The 18,541-nt window shown below is 52.7% G+C and carries 18 protein-coding genes and 1 other annotated feature; of the genes, 16 read left to right on the top strand and 2 right to left on the bottom strand.

Annotation, left to right across the window (positions count from 1 at the left end; genetic code table 11):
* Positions 1-132: 132 nt before the first annotated feature.
* The gene (locus JOD24_RS11245; protein WP_380167006.1) at positions 133-297 is read right to left on the bottom strand and encodes a hypothetical protein; all 165 of its coding nucleotides are present in this window, start codon (positions 295-297) and stop codon (positions 133-135) included.
* A gap of 304 nt (positions 298-601) precedes the next feature.
* On the opposite strand from JOD24_RS11245, the gene JOD24_RS11240 reads away from it, so the two are divergent.
* From JOD24_RS11240 to pssA, 9 genes are all read left to right on the top strand, one after another.
* Complete coding sequence (locus JOD24_RS11240; protein WP_380167004.1) at positions 602-1,288, top strand: HAD family hydrolase; 687 nt, start codon at positions 602-604, stop codon at positions 1,286-1,288.
* Between the two features lie 323 nt (positions 1,289-1,611).
* Positions 1,612-2,304 (top strand): MgtC/SapB family protein, encoded by a 693-nt coding sequence (locus JOD24_RS11235; protein ID WP_380167002.1) that lies wholly within the window; start codon positions 1,612-1,614, stop codon positions 2,302-2,304.
* A gap of 140 nt (positions 2,305-2,444) precedes the next feature.
* Positions 2,445-2,915: a CtsR family transcriptional regulator gene (locus tag JOD24_RS11230; RefSeq protein ID WP_380167000.1), complete on the top strand. Its 471-nt coding sequence runs from the start codon at positions 2,445-2,447 to the stop codon at positions 2,913-2,915.
* Between the two features lie 6 nt (positions 2,916-2,921).
* A complete protein-coding gene (mcsA, locus tag JOD24_RS11225; RefSeq protein WP_380166998.1) occupies positions 2,922-3,446 on the top strand; it encodes a protein-arginine kinase activator protein McsA in 525 nt (174 codons plus the stop codon).
* A gap of 14 nt (positions 3,447-3,460) precedes the next feature.
* Positions 3,461-4,537: a protein-arginine kinase McsB gene (mcsB, locus tag JOD24_RS11220; RefSeq protein WP_380166996.1), complete on the top strand. Its 1,077-nt coding sequence runs from the start codon at positions 3,461-3,463 to the stop codon at positions 4,535-4,537.
* Positions 4,538-4,574: 37 nt separating this feature from the next.
* A complete protein-coding gene (locus JOD24_RS11215; RefSeq protein WP_380166994.1) occupies positions 4,575-7,016 on the top strand; it encodes an ATP-dependent Clp protease ATP-binding subunit in 2,442 nt (813 codons plus the stop codon).
* A gap of 105 nt (positions 7,017-7,121) precedes the next feature.
* Positions 7,122-8,486, top strand: a complete 1,365-nt coding sequence (gene radA, locus JOD24_RS11210) for a DNA repair protein RadA (RefSeq protein WP_380166992.1) — start codon at positions 7,122-7,124, stop codon at positions 8,484-8,486.
* Positions 8,487-8,491: 5 nt separating this feature from the next.
* Positions 8,492-9,565 carry a DNA integrity scanning diadenylate cyclase DisA gene (disA, locus tag JOD24_RS11205; RefSeq protein ID WP_380166990.1) on the top strand — a complete coding sequence of 358 codons (1,074 nt, stop codon included), beginning with the start codon at positions 8,492-8,494 and terminating at the stop codon, positions 9,563-9,565.
* A 102-nt stretch (positions 9,566-9,667) separates the two neighbouring features.
* Positions 9,668-10,381 (top strand): CDP-diacylglycerol--serine O-phosphatidyltransferase, encoded by a 714-nt coding sequence (gene pssA, locus JOD24_RS11200; protein ID WP_380166988.1) that lies wholly within the window; start codon positions 9,668-9,670, stop codon positions 10,379-10,381.
* 209 nt (positions 10,382-10,590) lie between these two features.
* On the opposite strand, the gene JOD24_RS11195 is transcribed toward pssA, so the two are convergent.
* Positions 10,591-10,986 carry a DUF1573 domain-containing protein gene (locus tag JOD24_RS11195; RefSeq protein ID WP_429246915.1) on the bottom strand — a complete coding sequence of 132 codons (396 nt, stop codon included), beginning with the start codon at positions 10,984-10,986 and terminating at the stop codon, positions 10,591-10,593.
* A gap of 271 nt (positions 10,987-11,257) precedes the next feature.
* Here JOD24_RS11195 and JOD24_RS11190 point away from each other — a divergent pair, with 271 nt between their 5' ends.
* The 7 genes from JOD24_RS11190 to cysS all read left to right on the top strand — a co-directional run bounded on the left by JOD24_RS11190 (position 11,258) and on the right by cysS (position 18,541).
* On the top strand, positions 11,258-11,764 hold the full coding sequence (locus JOD24_RS11190) for a CarD family transcriptional regulator (protein WP_429246914.1): 507 nt from the start codon (positions 11,258-11,260) through the stop codon (positions 11,762-11,764).
* Between the two features lie 94 nt (positions 11,765-11,858).
* Positions 11,859-12,965, top strand: coding sequence for a PIN/TRAM domain-containing protein (locus tag JOD24_RS11185; RefSeq protein WP_380166972.1), 1,107 nt, complete (start codon positions 11,859-11,861; stop codon positions 12,963-12,965).
* 80 nt (positions 12,966-13,045) lie between these two features.
* Positions 13,046-13,738, top strand: coding sequence for a 2-C-methyl-D-erythritol 4-phosphate cytidylyltransferase (ispD, locus tag JOD24_RS11180; protein WP_429246913.1), 693 nt, complete (start codon positions 13,046-13,048; stop codon positions 13,736-13,738).
* Complete coding sequence (gene ispF, locus JOD24_RS11175; protein WP_429246912.1) at positions 13,735-14,226, top strand: 2-C-methyl-D-erythritol 2,4-cyclodiphosphate synthase; 492 nt, start codon at positions 13,735-13,737, stop codon at positions 14,224-14,226. The genes ispD and ispF overlap by 4 nt, the downstream gene beginning before the upstream one ends.
* 253 nt (positions 14,227-14,479) lie before the next feature.
* Positions 14,480-15,955 (top strand): glutamate--tRNA ligase, encoded by a 1,476-nt coding sequence (gene gltX, locus JOD24_RS11170; protein ID WP_380166966.1) that lies wholly within the window; start codon positions 14,480-14,482, stop codon positions 15,953-15,955.
* A gap of 105 nt (positions 15,956-16,060) precedes the next feature.
* Positions 16,061-16,297: a binding site (T-box leader), on the top strand.
* Between the two features lie 182 nt (positions 16,298-16,479).
* Positions 16,480-17,181, top strand: coding sequence for a serine O-acetyltransferase (gene cysE, locus JOD24_RS11165; protein WP_380166984.1), 702 nt, complete (start codon positions 16,480-16,482; stop codon positions 17,179-17,181).
* Positions 17,141-18,541: a cysteine--tRNA ligase gene (gene cysS, locus JOD24_RS11160; RefSeq protein ID WP_429246911.1), complete on the top strand. Its 1,401-nt coding sequence runs from the start codon at positions 17,141-17,143 to the stop codon at positions 18,539-18,541. The genes cysE and cysS overlap by 41 nt, the downstream gene beginning before the upstream one ends.

Raw genomic sequence — 18,541 nt, 5'->3', positions numbered from 1 at the left:
AAAAAATTGGGCGACCTTTCCCCTGTAGAGCATCGGGAAAAAGTCGCCGCATAACCGTTCTTTTTTTCATTGTCTACTTGACGGGGTCAAGACCACCTGTGGCGTCTGTTTCAACAGCCATGGAGCAGGGGTTTAAACATCCCCGATCGGAGGTCGTCGCATCCTCATGTCATTTTTGGCCATAGGAATACCTGCCGTCAGGGTGATCTTTCCCTTCCGGATGGATGGAGATACCGAAGCTCCGTCTACGGACAGACGAGTCCCGTAATTTACAGTGTGGGTAACAAGGCTTAGCATTTCGACGACCTCCTTTCAATCTGCCGTTTTTGGAATATAACCCATTTTACAGAGGTTGTCATCTATTGTCAATGTTGAAAAAATTGATCTTTCCCTGAAATGGATGGGTGTATGGTGGATTTGAATCGACGCAACCTATATAAGCGGGGACGGGGACCATCTTCCTTGGGTGGCTTCCGTCAGGATTTGCTTCTGTCCGATGGTTAGATTTGCAAGTGGCAAGGGTCCCAGGATAGAACACGATCTTCCCGCTTGAAATATGGAGAATCCAATACATACTCCTGATAGGAGAGGAGAGAGTTCGATGTCGAAGAATCAAGGGAAGGCATTCATTTTTGATTTAGATGGAACACTTTTTCAAACCGAACAGGTGGCGATCCCCGCTTTTCACCGAACTTATCAACAGTTGCAGGAACAGGGCCTCTATCAGGGAGACCGACCCGCGGATGAACAGGTGACATCGGTTTTTGGCATGACCTCGGAGGGGATTTGGGAGCGTTTGTTGCCTGGAGCATCCGATGAGGTGAAAAAACGGGCCGACGACAAGTGGTTGGAAAACGAACTGGATTGCCTGGCAGAGGGAATGGGAGCGTTGTACCCCGGAGTTCCTCAGAGTCTGGAGGCTCTCCATGGACAGGGATTTCGCCTGTTTGTGGCCAGCAACGGGCAAGGTCCTTACGTGCGGGGCGTTTTACAAGCTTTTGGTATCCGCTCCTGGTTTACGGGTATATACTCTGCAGGGGAGAAAAAGATCTTTGACAAAAGGCAGTTGGTGGCCCTTTTGATGAAAGAACATCAAGTCACCTCCGGTTGGATGGTAGGGGACCGAAGCTCTGATGTTCAGGCTGGGAAAGCTAACGGGCTCACCGTCATAGGATGTAGGTATGCCGGTTTTCCCCAATTTGGTGATGAAAAGGAGCTGGAGGATGCCGACCAGGTGATCCACTCCTTCAGCGAACTGTTGACAACACGGGCGGATGTAAACCCATAGAAGCACTCATCTGCGGGTCAACACACCTACCTGAAGACAGGCGTGTTGATTAGCCATATTTTGGGTGGGAAATCAGGTCGGGATGGTGGAACGGTGAAGAGCCTTTGCACCCATAGGGCACAAGTCTCGTCAGGGTCGCTTTCCGCTCCCGGGTCTCGCTATGCGTTCTTTGCAAGAGGTCGTAGCCGTCCCAACATCCTCGTCCCCTCAAGCCGTATTTTACGATGGGGGAAGAGCGAAAGGGTCGTTTCGTTTCCGCCATCCACTTTATGGTTAATCAACAGCCCTGACCTGAAGAATAAGTGATTGAGGAGGGCTGGCTGGTGGCAGATGAGATCTGGACGATTTCCTATGGAGAGACAGCTGTGCGTCTATTGGTCGCCACGCTCCTGGGAGGATTGGTGGGCTGGGAGCGGGAACACAACAACCACCCGGCCGGTTTACGGACCCATATCCTGGTTTGTGTCGGGTCTACCTTGATCATGTTGCTTTCCATCTATGGATTTCCACAGTTTATGGGTCAACAGAATGTTCGCTTTGACCCAGGCCGGATCGCAGCTCAGGTCGTAAGCGGAGTCGGCTTCTTGGGAGCGGGGACGATTCTCCGTCAGGGGATGACCATCAGTGGTTTGACGACTGCTGCCTCCCTATGGGTAGTGGCGGCGATCGGGCTGGCAGCGGGAGCCGGCTTTCATTTTCCCGCCATACTGACCACGCTGCTGGTGTTGGCCAGTCTGGAATTGCTGAATCGGCTGGAAGGCTGGCTGTTTCACCGCCAGTTGTTGAAGCGGATGCGGATTCAGGTGACCAAACAACCGAAGAAACTGGGTGAACTGGCCACAGTGGTGGGAAGCATGGGGATTGATATCAAGAAAGTGCAGATGGATGAAGGGGAAGAGGAAGAACCGGAGATCGAGATTCTCTTTATTCTCCGGATTCCCCACCAGGTGGAACCGACAGAACTGCTCGATCGGGTGCAGGAAGTGCCAGGGGTGCGGTCGGTCCGGCTGGATTGAGTCATCCCGTATGAAACCGCCTCCGATACGGAAACAATGATACTGTCCATGTTGCCCCTTGGCAAAAGGGGAGAGAGTCCAGTATAATGAAATTATCAAGGTCAAAGTTAGTCAAAGTCAGCAGGAGGTAATCCAATGACATGTCCAGTATTTCGGACATCATCGAAGAATATTTGCTCAATATCCTGAAACAGACCCCTTCTGGGATGATTCAAGTAAAGCGGAGTGAATTGGCTGAACTCTTTCAATGCGTTCCTTCCCAGATCAACTATGTGATCAGCACCCGATTTACTGTTGAAAAAGGTTTTATCGTCGAAAGCAAACGAGGCGGAGGCGGATTTATTCGTATTCGCAAGGTCCGCTTTTCGACGAAAAAGGCATATTTTGATGTCCTTCTCCGAATGATCGGCAACCGGATGACACAGCAAGCGGCGGAAGACCTGATCATGCGCCTCACCGAAGAGGGGCTGATGACCGAGAGGGAAGGGCTCATGGTGGGAAAATTAGTTTCCCGGGAAGTGCTGGATTTGCCGGTCTCTCTCCGGGATGCACTGCGGGCCCGGATGATGCGCAATGTGGTGATGACGTTATTTACAGGTAAAGGAGAGTGAGACCCGATGCAGTGTCAGGAGTGCGGAAAAAGACCGGCTACCCTTCACTACACCAAAATCATCAGTGGGGAAAAGACTGAGTTTCATCTTTGTGAAGTCTGCGCACGGGAGAGAGGGGAGCAGGTGCCAGGGATGGACTCCGGGTTTTCCATTAACAATCTCCTGTCTGGTCTACTCAATCTGGACGGTCAGTTTGCGGAACAACAGACCCGTCCCGCGGCCCAGGCACAGTCTCTGCGCTGTCCGACCTGCGGTCTGACCTATAGTCAGTTCAGCAAGATTGGACGTTTCGGTTGCAGTGATTGTTATGATGCTTTCTCCGCTCAGTTGGATCCATTGTTCCGGCGGGTGCACGGACACACCACCCACCGGGGGAAGGTACCGGAGAGAACTGGCGGGAAGCTTCGGGTGCGCCGAGAGATCGATAAATTGAAGCAGGAAATGGCTACCTGCATCGAAAATGAAGAATTTGAGGAAGCAGCCCGTCTGCGCGACCGCATTCGGGATCTGCAAGAGAAACTGGACAGTTAGGAGGAGGAAGCCCTATGTCGCTGCCACGCTTTACACAGCATGCTTTGAGTGAATGGATGAAGGGGAAAGGCCCCCGGTCAGACATCGTGATTTCCAGCAGGGTGCGGATCGCTCGCAACTTGTCGGGAATGCCCTTTCCCATGTTGGCAACCTCCTCTCAATCCTCGGAAGTCGTGCGCCGGATGGAGATGGCCCTGCGGGAGGAGGGGAGGCCTTCCGTGTTGCAGGATGCGGAGTTGATCCGCATGGATGACCTCAGTGACCTGGAAAAACGTGTACTGGTGGAAAAGCATCTCATCAGCCCCCATTTGGCAGAGGAATCTCGACATGGGGCTGTGATTCTCAGTCAAAACGAAGCGGTCAGCATCATGGTCAATGAAGAGGATCATATCCGAATCCAGTGTCTGTTTCCTGGCTTCCAGCCGGAAGCGGCTTGGCAGTTGGCCGATGAGCTGGATGACTGGTTTGAAAGTCAGCTCACCTACGCTTTCAGTGAAACCAAAGGGTATCTCACCAGTTGTCCCACGAATGTAGGGACGGGGATTCGAGCTTCGGTAATGGTCCATCTGCCGGCACTTGCCCTCACCCGCCAACTGAACCGTCTTTTTCCCGCCATCACTCAGGTGGGATTGGCGATTCGAGGGATCTACGGAGAGGGGAGTGAGGCCCTGGGAAACCTCTACCAGGTATCCAATCAAGTGACATTGGGCCAGCGGGAAGAGGAGATTGTCCTAAAACTGGAGGGGGTGGTGCGGCAGATGATCGAGCATGAGCACACGACCCGACAGCGAATCCGGGAAGCCTCTTTTACTCAGTTGGAGGATCGGATTCACCGCTCCTTCGGCATCCTCTCCAACGCTCGGGTGATCAGTTCCAAAGAGACGATGGAACGTCTATCCGATGTACGGCTGGGCATCGATATGGGTCTGATCTCCGGAGTTACTCCTCAAGTGATGAACGAATTGATGGTGATCACTCAGCCTGGATTTCTGCAGATCCGGGCCAACCAGAGGTTGGATACAGAAGAGCGGGATATCCGCCGTGCAGAAATGATCCGAGAACAGCTTTCCTTGGGACCGGAAAGGGAATAATAAACATGAATTCACTCAGAGAGGGGTGCATCATCCCATGATGTTTGGAAGATTCACGGAGCGGGCTCAGAAAGTGCTGGCTCTGGCGCAGGAGGAAGCCGTTCGACTGGGCCACGGCAACATCGGTACAGAACATATCCTGTTGGGCCTCGTGCGGGAAGGCGAGGGGATCGCTGCTAAGGCGTTGATGGGCCTGGGACTGGGTTTGGAAAAGGTACAGAAGGAAGTGGAGTCTCTTATCGGCAGAGGCCAGGGGCAACCTACCCATATCGCCTACACCCCCCGGGCCAAAAAAGTGATCGAACTTTCCATGGACGAAGCTCGCAAGCTGGGACATACCTACGTCGGAACGGAGCATATCCTGCTGGGGCTGATTCGGGAAGGAGAAGGGGTGGCCGCCCGCGTTCTGAACAATCTGGGAGTCAGCCTGAACAAGGCCCGACAACAGGTGCTGCAGTTGCTGGGCAGTACAGAGTCGGTCTCCTCCCACCAGGCTTCCGGCAACAGCGCCAGCACGCCTACCCTGGATAGCTTGGCACAAGATTTGACCGCCGCAGCCAAGGAAGACAAACTGGATCCGGTGATTGGGCGCAGCAAAGAGATTGAGCGGGTGATTCAGGTCCTTTCCCGCCGCACCAAAAACAACCCGGTCCTCATCGGGGAGCCGGGAGTGGGGAAAACCGCCGTCGCAGAGGGGCTGGCCCAAAAGATCTATGACGGGGAAACCCCGGAGACCCTGCGGGGAAAACGGGTGATGACCCTGGATATGGGGACCGTCGTGGCTGGGACCAAATACCGGGGTGAATTTGAAGATCGGCTCAAAAAAATCATGGATGAGATTCGTCAGGCCGGGAATGTCATTCTTTTTATCGATGAATTGCATACCCTGATCGGTGCTGGCGGTGCGGAAGGGGCGATCGATGCCTCCAACATTTTAAAACCGGCTTTGGCACGGGGAGATCTTCAGTGCATCGGGGCAACCACGTTGGACGAATACCGGAAATACATTGAAAAGGATGCCGCCCTGGAGCGCCGCTTTCAGCCGATCACCGTGGATGAACCCAGCTCGGAAGAGACGATCCTGATTCTAAAAGGTTTGCGGGACCGCTATGAGGCCCACCACCGGGTGAAGATTACCGATGAAGCGATTGAAGCCTCGGTGAAACTATCTGATCGCTACATCACCGATCGGTTCTTGCCCGACAAAGCTATTGATTTGATCGATGAAGCTGCTTCCAAAGTGCGCCTCTCCTCCTTTACGGTGCCTCCTGATCTGAAAGAGATGGAACAGAAACTGGAAGAGGTGCGCAAGGAGAAGGATGCCGCCGTTCAAAGTCAGGAGTTTGAAAAAGCGGCTTCTCTCCGGGACACAGAGCAAAAATTGCGGGAAGAGCTGGAGTCGAATCGCAATCGTTGGAAAGAGGACCAAGGAAAGACGGACTCTGAAGTGGGGCCGGAAGATATCGCTGAAGTGGTGGGCAACTGGACGGGAATCCCGGTACGGAAACTGGCTGAGGAGGAATCAGACCGCCTCTTGAATCTGGAGAAGGTGCTGCACCAGCGGGTTATCGGCCAGGATGAAGCGGTACTCTCCGTCTCTCGGGCGATCCGGCGGGCGCGGGCTGGTTTGAAGGATCCCAAGCGGCCGATCGGCTCCTTTATTTTCTTGGGTCCCACGGGAGTCGGCAAGACGGAATTAGCCCGGGCTTTGGCAGAGGCGATGTTTGGCGATGAGGAAGCGATTCTGCGGATCGATATGTCTGAGTACATGGAGAAACACTCCACTTCTCGTCTCGTAGGAGCCCCTCCGGGATATGTCGGCTATGATGAAGGTGGACAGTTGACAGAGAAGGTTCGTCGTAAGCCCTACTCAGTGGTCCTGTTTGACGAAGTGGAGAAGGCCCACCCGGAAATCTTCAACGTTATGTTGCAAGTGTTGGAAGACGGTCGTCTCACCGATGGGAAGGGGCGGACGGTGGATTTCCGCAACACGGTGATCATCATGACTTCCAATGTGGGGGCCAACCTGATTAAGCAGAACAAGCGCCTTGGCTTTGCCATCGGGGACTCTGCTCAGGATGAATATGAAGCGATGAAAGAGAATGTGATGGAAGAGCTGAAAAAAACTTTCCGTCCTGAATTTCTCAACCGGATTGACGATGTGATCGTGTTCCACTCCCTCAAGGAAGAACATCTGCAACAGATCGTCAACCTGATGTCCAATCAGTTGCGCAAACGCCTGCAGGAGCAGCAGATCGACTTTGTGCTGACGGATGCAGCGGCCAAATACCTAGCGGGTTCCGGCTTTGATCCCACCTATGGCGCCCGTCCCCTGCGCCGAGCGATTCAAAAGCATATTGAAGACCGTCTGTCCGAGGAATTACTCAAAGGAAATATCCAGCGGGGAGATACCTTGGAGATCGACGAGAAAGACGGAAAACTGCAGGTTCAGCGTGAAGAAAAAACACAGTCTGTTTAGTAGCCAACCATTTCGTGCGCCTTCCGTTGATTCGGGAGGTGCGTTTTCTTGAAGAAATTTGATATAATTGGGATCGAAGCCATATGAATGTTAAGGGGACAACGGATGGCAAAAAATAAGACAAAATTCGCATGCCAGGAATGTGGCTACGAATCCCCCAAATGGATGGGTCGCTGCCCTGGTTGCGGCAGTTGGAACACAATGGTAGAGGAACGAAGTGTCCAGGGAAGGGGTGCCCAGCGAGGAACCCACACGGAGCGGCGACCGGCACTTCCCATCACCGAAGTGAGCGGCGAAAAGCATCCCCGGTCGGATACGGGTATCCGGGAATTGAACCAGGTGCTGGGTGGAGGATTGGTTTCGGGTTCGATGATCCTGGTCGGGGGGGATCCGGGTATCGGAAAATCGACGTTGTTACTGCAAGCTTCTCACCGACTGGCAGAGCGGGGGATGCCGATCCTGTATGTATCAGGGGAGGAATCCGCAGAACAGATCCGGTTGCGGGCGGATCGCCTGAAGTCCATTCACCCTCAGCTGTTTGTGGCCGCTGAAACAGATTTGACAGCTGTCGAATCTTTGGTGGAAGAGGTCTCTCCCCGAGTGCTGGTAGTGGATTCTATCCAGACGGTCTACTTTCCTGATGTGACTTCGGCGCCGGGAAGCGTGGCCCAGGTGCGGGAGTGCACCGGACGCCTGATGCGTCTGGCCAAAGGACAAGGGATCGCGGTGATCATCGTCGGCCATGTGACCAAAGAAGGGGCGATTGCCGGTCCGCGGATGCTGGAACACATGGTAGACTGTGTGCTTTATTTTGAAGGAGAGCGTCATCATACATACCGAGTTCTCCGTGCAGTCAAAAATCGTTTCGGTTCTACCAATGAAATCGGTCTGTTTGAAATGCGTAACCAGGGGCTCACCGAAGTGGATAACCCTTCGGAGATGTTTCTGTCTGAGCGTCCCGCCGGTGTCTCCGGATCGGCGGTGGCTGCCAGTATGGAAGGAACTCGGCCCGTCTTGATCGAATTGCAAGCTTTGGTGGCACCCACCAGCTTTGCCACTCCCAAACGGATGGCCTCTGGGCTGGATCACAATCGGGTGACCATGATCATGGCGGTCCTGGAGAAACGGCTGGGTCTGTTTTTGCAGAATCAGGACGCCTATGTCAATGTAGTGGGAGGTGTCCGCTTGGATGAACCCGCTGTGGATTTGGCCGTCGCCGTCAGTCTGGCTTCCAGTTTCCGGGATCGGCCCACTCGCCCCAAGGACGTTCTGATCGGGGAGGTGGGACTGACCGGGGAGGTGCGGGGGGTTTCCCGCCTGGAACAGCGGGTGGCGGAGGCAGCCAACATGGGATTCCAACGGGCGATCCTGCCCAAGAAAAACCAAAGGGGGTGGACTCCCCCGGATAATCTGGATATCAGATGGGTCGAATCTGTGGAAGAAGCATTGGAAGCGGTGCTGGGAGGGTAGGATCATTGAAAGAAGAGAAAAAGGATCATTTTGAGAGTAATACATTGCGGCTGGTAGCACCTGGCACCATGTTCCGTGAGGGCTTGGACAACGTTCTTGGAGCCAAAACGGGGGCGCTCATCGTAGTAGGTTATGACGATTCCGTTCGTGAAATTGTGGACGGGGGATTCCATATTGATTGCCCTTTTGGGCCGGCCTTTCTGTACGAGTTGGCCAAGATGGATGGGGCGATCATCCTGTCCGATGACGGCAAGCGGATTTTATATGCTAATACGCAGTTGGTCCCCAGCTCCTCCATTCCGTCCACGGAGACGGGGATCCGGCACCGGACTGCACAACGTACGGCGCGGCAGACGGGAAAATTGGTGATCTCCATCTCCCAGCGCCGCGATGTGATCACCCTGTACCAAGGGAATCACCGGTATGCGCTCAAAGAAATCGGTGTGATTCTTACCAAGGCTAATCAAGCGATACAGACCCTGGAAAAATACAAGTCTGTATTGGATCAGTCTATGACCAACCTGAGCGCACTGGAATTTGAGGAACTGGTCACGCTGAATGAAGTGGCGATGGTGATCCAGCGGATCGAGATGGTACTGCGTATCAAAAGCGAGATTGAACGATATATTAACGAGCTGGGAACTGAAGGCCGCTTGATCAGCATGCAGCTGGAGGAACTGGTGGTCCATGTGGAAAAAGAGGCTCATCTAGTGATCCGGGACTATTATTTCGATCCGGATTGTCAACCTTCGGAAGTATTGGCCCGCCTCAGCAGACTGTCCGCAGACGAATTATTGGAACACAACCATATCGTCCGTGCTCTGGGGTATCATGTTAATAACGACCTGCATGAGGAGGTTGTGGCTCCGAGGGGATATCGGATTCTCAACAAAATTCCCCGCCTGCCAGCACCGATCATCCAAAATCTTGTTGAGGGCTTTAAATCTCTTCCGCGGGCGATGATGGCCACCATCGAGGAGTTGGATGAAGTGGAAGGAATCGGAGATGTAAGGGCCCGGACGATCAAGGAAGGGTTGAAACGGATCCAGGAACAGGTCTTTATTGACAGACATATCTAAATTCCATAGAATGAATACACTATAAACCTCTTTTTACGCGGGAAAGGAGGGGCTTTACCGCCGGAGAGACGGCAACTTCAGTATTATAGGAGGTTCCCTTTCATGTTTGCACGAGCCTTACCGAGCGTTTTCACCGTTGGGAACTTGGTTTTGGGAATGATGGCTATCATTCTCGCGGTGGAAGCACAATGGGAGTACGGGGCGATTATGGTGATCATCGGGATGTTTCTGGATGGTCTGGACGGACGGGTCGCCCGGATGCTCAACACTCAGAGTGAATTCGGAAAAGAGTTGGACTCTCTCTCCGATCTGGTTTCTTTTGGAGTGGCACCTGCACTGATTATGTATAAATCCATTCTTTATCAACTCGGACCGATCGGTTGGGTTATCGCAGCTGCGTTTCCCGTCTGTGGCGCGATTCGTCTGGCACGCTTCAATGTGAAACCCGGGATTCCCGGCTATTTTATTGGGCTACCTATCACAGCCGCCGGGGGGGTTCTCGCCACCATGGCTCTGTACAGTGACATGGTAAACGGGCCCGGTTATCTGGTGTTCGGGATGCTGTTACTTTCTTACCTGATGATCAGTCAAATCAAGTATCCAAACTTCAAAAAACTAGGGATTCCCAGGAGAGCCTATTGGATCGCCCCTCTGATTCTCATCTTGATGGGAGGGTTGGCGGCTCGCTATCCGTCGGAGTTTCCCAAGATCGTCTTTATCCCCTTGGTTCTGTATGCCTTTTATGGAGTCAAGCGTTCCATTTCCAGAAGGCGTCATCGGGATCAGGAGGAGCCGATTGAAGAATTGAAACCATGAAAAGATGAAACACCCCTGTGAAACACAGGGGTGTTTTTTTGCCGTTTTTAAGATTGCAGGGGAGTTCGTTCTTATTCACAGTCGATCTAGATTTTACATTTTTAGAAAAAATAGAAGGGAGTTAGGAGTTTATTGTAGAATAGATCGAGACATCCTTAGTGAATCTGGATGTACAGATTTGGGGTTTTTGCCCGAGAATCCTTTTGCATTTATCTCATATGGAACACCCCGAGAGTGGAAAGCTTTTCTGATTCCTCTTTTACCACTTCGTCCAGTTGAACTTCAAGCAGGTTAGACATGGCAGCCAAATAAAACAGATTTTTTCCCATCTCCGTTTTGACGACTTCGAGACAATGGTCACATAATGATCCGTTCAGATGGGAGTCGAGGGAGTTTTTGGTTTCCGCAAGAGGTGTTCCTTCTGCAAAGGGTTGACGGGCTGCCTGGATCTGAATGCAGCCGCATTCTGTCACTGCCTTCATTAGGGCACGGTTCACCCGACTGTTGGATTCCTGGAATTTGGAGGAAACGTCCAACACACTCCGATGTCTCAAAAGCAAGTCCTCCACTTGTTGCTGAAAAGTCTGCAGGTTTTTGGTTTCCAACTCTTTTCACCTCTTCCATTCCATACGTCAGCACCGGATCGGGGTATGAGGAAACTGTCCGAAGCGATCGAAGATTCCGTACAAAATGATTATAGCTCTTCCTTGAAGAAAGTGTCAATTTGTTCCGGCTTTCCACCCGAAAATGAACCTTTTGTTAAAAAACTATTGACGTTACTGTTTGATATGTGCTAAGATTACTGTTTTAATTTATTGACTTATACCCCTGATTGTGATATCTTGGAAATGGATATTGCCTTTGGAGGTGGGTCGAGTGTTCAACATCGGCGATAAAGTGGTGTACCCCATGCACGGCGCCGGCATCATTGAGGCGATCGAAGAGAAGGAGATTCTCGGGGAATCGCAACGTTATTATGTGATGCGCATGCCTGTCGGCGATATGAAAGTGATGATCCCGATGTCTAAGGTGGACAGCATCGGTCTGAGGGAAGTAGTCGACGAGAAGACGATTTCCGAGGTGATCGAGCGGTTGGCCAATGGTAGCTCAGATGTGTCAAGCAATTGGAATCGCCGTTATCGGGCCAATCTTGACAAGATGAAAAGCGGAGATATCTATGATTTGGCCGATGTGGTTCGCTGTCTGATGCTTCGGGACAAGGAGAAAGGTCTCTCCACGGGGGAACGCAAGATGTTGGACAATGCCCGCCAAATTCTGATCAGTGAACTGGTACTTGCGAAGGAGATGGAAGAATCCCAAGCCTTTGGGTTGTTAGATGAGATTATTCTTTCGGAGAGTAAGTCCCGGGTGGAACGGGCCTGACTCGGCAGGGCGGGGATATTTCCTCTGAGATGCAAAAAAACAGGGTTTTGATTTCCAGTGATTGTCTATAATGTGAATGAGGAGGTGAAGCCCCGTGCTGAAAAGGTCTGTCCATTTGGCCTTCATATTGATCGGAGCGACACTCGGTTTTTACCTGGGACCGGCATTCTTTCGGATGCTTCAACAACCACCTATCGGATTTGTTGAAGTACCGGCCCCTCCATATATCGGAGCCGTCCTGGGGGCGCTCCTCCTGTACCTGTTGACCTACTGGTTCACTGGAAATGTGATCGTTCGTTGGATCCACTGGAGTGAAGAGCGCTTGGTGAAAATACCAGCGGCAGATACGCTGTTCGGTACAATGGGTTTGATCTTTGGTCTTATCGTAGCATTTCTGATCGAGCCCCCCTTGTCGGAATTGCCGTTGCCGGTCGTCTCGTCGATTCTGCCCATTCTGGTGTCTGCTCTGCTGGGATACTTGGGGTTCCGGGTCGGATATAAAAAACGGGATGAATTAATCAACATCTTTACCGTGAATCGTCAAGGAAAGGATCGTGGCAAAAAAGAAAAGGAAAGCCGCGACCGCGACAATGTAGAACATAAAATCTTGGACACCAGCGTGATTATCGACGGACGGATCGCCGATATCTGCCGGACAGGATTTTTGGAAGGCACTTTGGTCATCCCCAGCTTTGTTCTGGAGGAACTCCAGCATATCGCCGACTCTTCCGATGTTTTGAAACGGAATCGGGGGCGGCGAGGCTTGGATATCCTGAACAAAATCCAGAAAGAACTCAATATGCGTGTGCTGATCTATGAAGGGGACTTTGAAGAAGTGTCCGAAGTGGACAGCAAGCTGGTTAAACTGGCCAAGGTGTTATCCGGAAAAGTGGTCACCAACGACTTCAATTTGAACAAGGTGTGTGAACTGCAGGGAGTCAAGGTGCTAAACATCAATGATCTGGCCAATGCAGTTAAACCGGTGGTTCTCCCCGGAGAAGAGATCAATGTTCAGGTGATCAAAGACGGGAAAGAACATGGTCAAGGAGTGGCCTATCTCGATGACGGCACCATGATTGTCATCGAGGGTGGACGGGAATACATTGGAGAACGGATTGACGTTTTGGTCACCAGTGTGTTACAAACATCTGCAGGGAGAATGATTTTTGCCAAACCGAAATTGCTGGAAAAAGCGCTCTAAAACCAAGAGCGTTTCCGGACGCCCGGCGCCAGGTGAACATCTCGCCGCCGGGCTCTCTTGTGTTTGAAAGGAGATATGCGGTGAACGCAGGTGTAGTGATCCCGGCTGCGGGGAAGGGAAAGCGGATGGGGGCCGCGATCAGCAAGCAGTTTCTCGATCTGTGCGGGGAACCGGTGCTGATCCGGACGCTTCGTGTCTTTCTCGATCATCCCGCCATCAGCCGAATGGTGCTGGCTGTCCATCGTGATGAGGAAACGTCAGTCTCGCAGTTGTTGGATGAATACAGACTCCCCCGGGAAAAAGTAAGAATCACAGCCGGGGGACCGGAGCGGCAGGACAGTGTCTATCGTGCTTTGCAGGAACTGGAGACGGAGTGGGTGCTGGTTCATGATGCAGTTCGCCCCTTTGTAACCCATGAACAGATCTCAGAGTTGTTGGTCCAAGCGAAGAGAGTGGGTGCCGCGGTGTTGGCGGTTCCTGTCAAAGACACGATCAAAGAAGTCACCCCGGATTTGGATGTGACTGGCACCCTGGAGCGAAGCCGTCTGTGGGCGGTGCAAACCCCTCAGGTTTTCCGCCGTTCCTTGTTGGTACAAGCCCATGAGGAAGGTAGGAGAAAAGGCTTGGCCGCCACTGATGATGCCATGTTGGTGGAGGCGATGGGAACCCTGGTCCGGGTGGTGAAAGGGGATTACAGCAATTTTAAGCTGACCACGCCAGAAGATATGATTCTGGCGGAGGCGATCTGGAAGATGAGGAGTCGACCGCAATGATCAGAGTGGGACAAGGGTTTGATGTACATCAGTTTGCGCAGGATCGCCCGTTGATCCTGGGTGGAGTGAACATTCCTTATTCCAAGGGGCTGGTGGGACACTCCGATGCCGATGTCCTCCTGCACACGATCACCGATGCTATACTTGGAGCATTGGGAAAAGGAGATATCGGAACTCACTTTCCCGACACGGATCCCCAGTATGAGGGAGCAGACAGTGCAAAATTACTCCGCGAAGTATGGAAAATGGCCGTTGATGCAGGCTATGTACTCGGGAATCTGGATGCGACTGTGATTGCCCAGAAACCAAAGATGGCACCCCATATTCCGGCGATCCGGGAGCGCGTCGCCCAACTGTTGCAAGCGGACTTATCCCATATTAATGTCAAGGCGACGACTACGGAACAACTCGGCTTTACCGGCCGGGAAGAAGGGATCGCTTCGATGGCAGTTGTCTGTTTGGTTCAGTCTGAGACAGTCTGTCGATAAAGCGGGGAAGCAGGGAGAGAGAGTCGTGCACTGCCTAAGCGTTTTTGCCATCCATCTAAAAGCGTTGTGACTTGGTAGGTCTAAGACGATCACGACACGAATGGGAAATGCACTGGATACGAGGGGCTTGGTGTCCTGGGGGGGTGACGACTTTTTCACTAGATTGCTGGCGGGAGGATCTGGTGAGGCCTCCTTCCGAAACAGGATGAATCAACACGCAGATCTCAGCACGCACAAGAGGTGAACGGAGACCATGAAGGAAGTTCGCACGCGTTATGCGCCCAGCCCCACGGGGCATCTGCACATCGGGGGGGCTCGGACGGCGCTCTTTAGTTATCTGTGGGCCCGAAAAAATGGTGGATCCTTTGTGGTCCGAATTGAGGATACCGATGTAGAACGCAACCTGGCCGATGCCGAGCAAAAACAAATGGAAGCGTTGAAGTGGCTGGGCATCGATTGGGAGGAAAGCGTAGATGTGGGTGGCCCCCATGCGCCTTACCGTTCCATGGAACGCTTGCAGATCTATCAGGAGCACCTGCAAAAACTGCTGGCCGCCGGACAGGCCTATCCTTGCTACTGCACCCAGGAAGAGTTGGAGCAGGAGCGCGAACAGCAGTTGGCGGAAGGAAAGGCTCCAAAATACAGCGGTCGCTGTCGCCACCTGACCCTAGAAGAGCGACAAGCTTTTGAGCGAGAAGGGCGGAAGTCCTCCATCCGTTTCCGTGTGCCGGAAGATCGAGTGATTACCGTCCAGGATGAGGTGCGGGGAGAGGTCCAGTTTGAAACAGAGGGCATCGGCGATTTCATCATTCAACGTCCCGATGGACGTCCTACCTACAATTTTGCGGTGGTAGTAGACGACGCTTTGATGGAGATTACTCATGTGGTTCGGGGGGAAGAGCACATCTCCAACACTCCCCGGCAGATTCTCCTGTATGAGGCCTTGGGATTTGAGGCTCCGGTCTTTGCTCATGCTTCTCTCATCCTGAATCCCGAAGGGAAGAAGATGAGTAAACGGGATGAATCGATCATTCAGTTTATCGATCAGTATCGGGAGTTGGGCTACCTTCCCGAAGCGATCATCAATTTCTTGGTGCTGCTGGGGTGGGCGCCGGAAGGAGAGAAAGCGGAAGAGGAAATTTTCTCCCTGGATGAGCTGATTCACCTGTTCTCACTGGAGCGTGTCTCCAAAGCGCCAGCGGTGTTTGACACGGCGAAATTGAAATGGATGAACAACCACTATATCAAAGAATCCTCTCTGGAGCGGATTACCGACTTGGCCATTCCCCACTTGGCCCAGGCCGGACGGATCGGAGAACAACCCGTCGGTGAAGAGAAGGAATGGGTGACTCGCCTGGTGGGACTTTACCAGGAACAGCTAGACTATGTAGCTCAGGTGGTCGAGCTGACGGAAATGTTTTTCCGGCAGGAAGTAGCCTACTCCGATGAAGCCGAAGAGGTCCTGGCCCAAGAACAAGTCCCCACTGTGGTAGAAGCACTGATTGGCCAACTGGAATCCACGGAGGAAGAGCTGACTCCGGATACCATTAAACAGCTAATGAAGGCAGTTCAAAAGGAGACCGGCTACAAGGGGAAACAGCTGTTTATGCCAGTGCGGGCTGCCGTGACTGGCGAGGTGCATGGACCGGATCTGAGAGAGACGATCTCCCTGTTAGGAAAAGAGACGGTGCTGTCCCGATTGAAGGGTTTCTTGCAGCGGCAGGCTTGAACCTTTTTCCTGCTGACGGTCGTTATTGTGGTCAGTGAAGACGGAGTATATAATAGGGTTTAAGTGATACGGAAGCGGCAGGAGAGCCTGCTTCATCGGTAATCTAACCAGGTGATGATCGGGAGAGTACGGCGGAAGGGATCCGACAGAGAGGAGTTGCTCGGCTGAAACAACTCCGTTTCCCGACTGACGGAAATGCACCCGTGAGCCGCCCCCTGAAGCCTCAAACCTTTGTTTTTAAGGTGGTAGGGTTGGGCCGGTGCCCGCCGTTAACGGGAAGAGCGGGTCGGATGGAAGGTCCGGCTAAGCAGAGTGGAACCGCGGATTCTATCCGTCTCTGCAGCCTTTGCGCTGCAGAGATTTTTTTTGGACTGGGAATGGACTCCGATCTGCTGATGAGTACGATCGAACCATCTAAAATATAGCGAATCAACTACGGTTGACCCTAAATTTTTACCAGCCACAATTTGAAGGAGGGGAGAACTGTGAATCCATTTCGGTGGTGGAAAGAGGTTCGCTCGATCATGAAATCCGATATTGATGCAGTTTTTGAGAGAGATCCGGCAGCCCGGAGCTTGGCAGAAGTGGTTTTGACTTACTCCGGTTTGCATGCGATCTGGATGTACCGGATTGCGCACTGGTTTTATCAGCGAAAAAGGTTTCTGGTCGCCCGGATTCTCTCACAGTTTGCCCGCTTCCTGACGGGCATCGAAATTCATCCGGGTGCCCGTATCGGCCGGGGATTGTTCATTGATCACGGGATGGGTGTGGTGATCGGCGAAACCTGTGAGATCGGCAATCACGTAACCATCTATCAAGGGGTCACTTTGGGTGGGACCGGTAAGGAAAAGGGCAAGCGTCATCCCACCATTGAAGATGGTGTCATGATCGCTACAGGTGCCAAAGTTTTGGGATCGATGCGGATCGGCCACAGCTCCAAGATCGGTGCAGGCTCTGTGGTGCTCAAGGAAGTGCCCCCCAACTCCACCGTCGTCGGGGTTCCCGGCCATGTAGTGATTCAGGACGGAGTTCGTGTCGGATCCTCCAGTGATCTGGATCATGCCAATCTGCCGGACCCGGTGGCGGAAGCATGTCAGGAGATGGAGTACGACATCGACTGCCTGAAATATCAATTGAAACGTCTGATAAAGGAACAGGAAACCATTCGAGAGGAGCAGCAGCAGGATGACATTACGCGTGTTCAACACACAAACCAGAAAGCTTGAACCTTTTCGACCGCAGAATGACCGGAAAGTCGCCATGTATGTGTGTGGGCCGACCGTCTACAACTATATTCATATCGGAAACGCTCGAGTGTTTGTCTTTTTTGATGTGGTCCGGCGGTATTTGCAATACAAAGGCTACGATGTTACTTATGTGCAAAACTTCACCGATGTCGACGATCGGTTGATCGAATCGGCCAAGCAGGAGGACACGACGGTCCAAGCGTTGGCGGAACACTATATCCAGGCGTATTTCGAGGATATGGATGCTCTAGGGGTGCAACGGGCGGATATCCATCCGAAGGCGACAGAACACATCCCGGAAATGCTGGAGGCGATTCGCGTCCTGGTCGATAAGGGATACGCTTATGAGCGGGAGGGGGATGTTTACTACCGGGCGCAGCGGAAACCGGACTATGGTAAATTGTCCGGGCAGTCGATGGAGCAACTGAATGTGGGAGCTCGGATCGAAGTGAATGAGAAGAAGGAGAACCCGCTAGATTTTGCCCTCTGGAAAAAAGCGAAGCCCGGTGAAATCAGTTGGGAAAGCCCCTGGGGTCATGGACGTCCCGGCTGGCATATCGAGTGCTCCGCCATGTCCAGGAAATATCTCGGGGATACATTGGATGTGCACGCTGGGGGGATGGATCTCTGCTTTCCCCATCATGAAAACGAAATCGCTCAGAGCGAAGCCTGGACGGGGAAGCCTTTTGTCCGGTACTGGCTTCACAATGGATATATCAACCTGGGCAGCGAAAAGATGTCTAAATCCCTGGGCAACGTGGTTCGTGTCCATGAATTGAAGGAACAATATTCCCCCCGGGCGCTCCGCTACTTTCTGCTGTCGGCCCATTATCGGAATCCTATCTCCTTCAGTCATGAGGCGATCCAGCAAATCGAAGGCAATCTGGAACGCTTCGACACAGCGGTGACCAACCTGCATCATCGATTGGGGGCGGCTCAGGAAGGAGAGGCTGAGCCGGAAGTGAAAGAGCGTCTTGCAGCTCTGACCCAAGAGTTTGAAGTGGCGATGGATGATGACCTGAATACAGCCAATGGGATCAGCGTATTACATGAGGCGGTTAAATTTGCCAACGAGACAGTGGTCCGCTCTGTTGTTCCCACAGGTTCCCTTACGATGGTGTTAGATTGGATCCATCGATTTGGAGACGAAATTTTGGGATTGGTGACAGGGGGAGACGAGGTGGCCCTCGCAGGAGAGATTGAAGCCCTGATCCAGGAACGGCAACAGGCCCGGGCCGCCCGGGATTTCAAACGAGCGGATGCCATTCGGGACCAGTTGGCCGAGCAGGGGATTATTTTGGAGGACACACCACAAGGTGTCCGCTGGCGGAGGAAATGA

The organism is Kroppenstedtia sanguinis, from assembly GCF_050433445.1.
GTDB classification, from domain to species: Bacteria; Bacillota; Bacilli; order Thermoactinomycetales; family DSM-45169; genus Kroppenstedtia; species Kroppenstedtia sanguinis.
This window is presented reverse-complemented; position numbering and strand designations above follow the sequence as displayed.

Excerpts from the sequence above, each read along its gene's own strand:
- JOD24_RS11245 (WP_380167006.1), bottom strand. The coding sequence starts at position 297 with ATGCTAAGCCTTGTTACCCACACTGTAAATTACGGGACTCGTCTGTCC.
- JOD24_RS11240 (WP_380167004.1), top strand. The coding sequence starts at position 602 with ATGTCGAAGAATCAAGGGAAGGCATTCATTTTTGATTTAGATGGAACA.
- JOD24_RS11230 (WP_380167000.1), top strand. The coding sequence starts at position 2,445 with ATGTCCAGTATTTCGGACATCATCGAAGAATATTTGCTCAATATCCTG.
- mcsA (WP_380166998.1), top strand. The coding sequence starts at position 2,922 with ATGCAGTGTCAGGAGTGCGGAAAAAGACCGGCTACCCTTCACTACACC.
- mcsB (WP_380166996.1), top strand. The coding sequence starts at position 3,461 with ATGTCGCTGCCACGCTTTACACAGCATGCTTTGAGTGAATGGATGAAG.
- JOD24_RS11215 (WP_380166994.1), top strand. The coding sequence starts at position 4,575 with ATGATGTTTGGAAGATTCACGGAGCGGGCTCAGAAAGTGCTGGCTCTG.
- radA (WP_380166992.1), top strand. The coding sequence starts at position 7,122 with ATGGCAAAAAATAAGACAAAATTCGCATGCCAGGAATGTGGCTACGAA.
- pssA (WP_380166988.1), top strand. The coding sequence starts at position 9,668 with ATGTTTGCACGAGCCTTACCGAGCGTTTTCACCGTTGGGAACTTGGTT.
- ispF (WP_429246912.1), top strand. The coding sequence starts at position 13,735 with ATGATCAGAGTGGGACAAGGGTTTGATGTACATCAGTTTGCGCAGGAT.
- gltX (WP_380166966.1), top strand. The coding sequence starts at position 14,480 with ATGAAGGAAGTTCGCACGCGTTATGCGCCCAGCCCCACGGGGCATCTG.
- cysE (WP_380166984.1), top strand. The coding sequence starts at position 16,480 with ATGAAATCCGATATTGATGCAGTTTTTGAGAGAGATCCGGCAGCCCGG.
- cysS (WP_429246911.1), top strand. The coding sequence starts at position 17,141 with ATGACATTACGCGTGTTCAACACACAAACCAGAAAGCTTGAACCTTTT.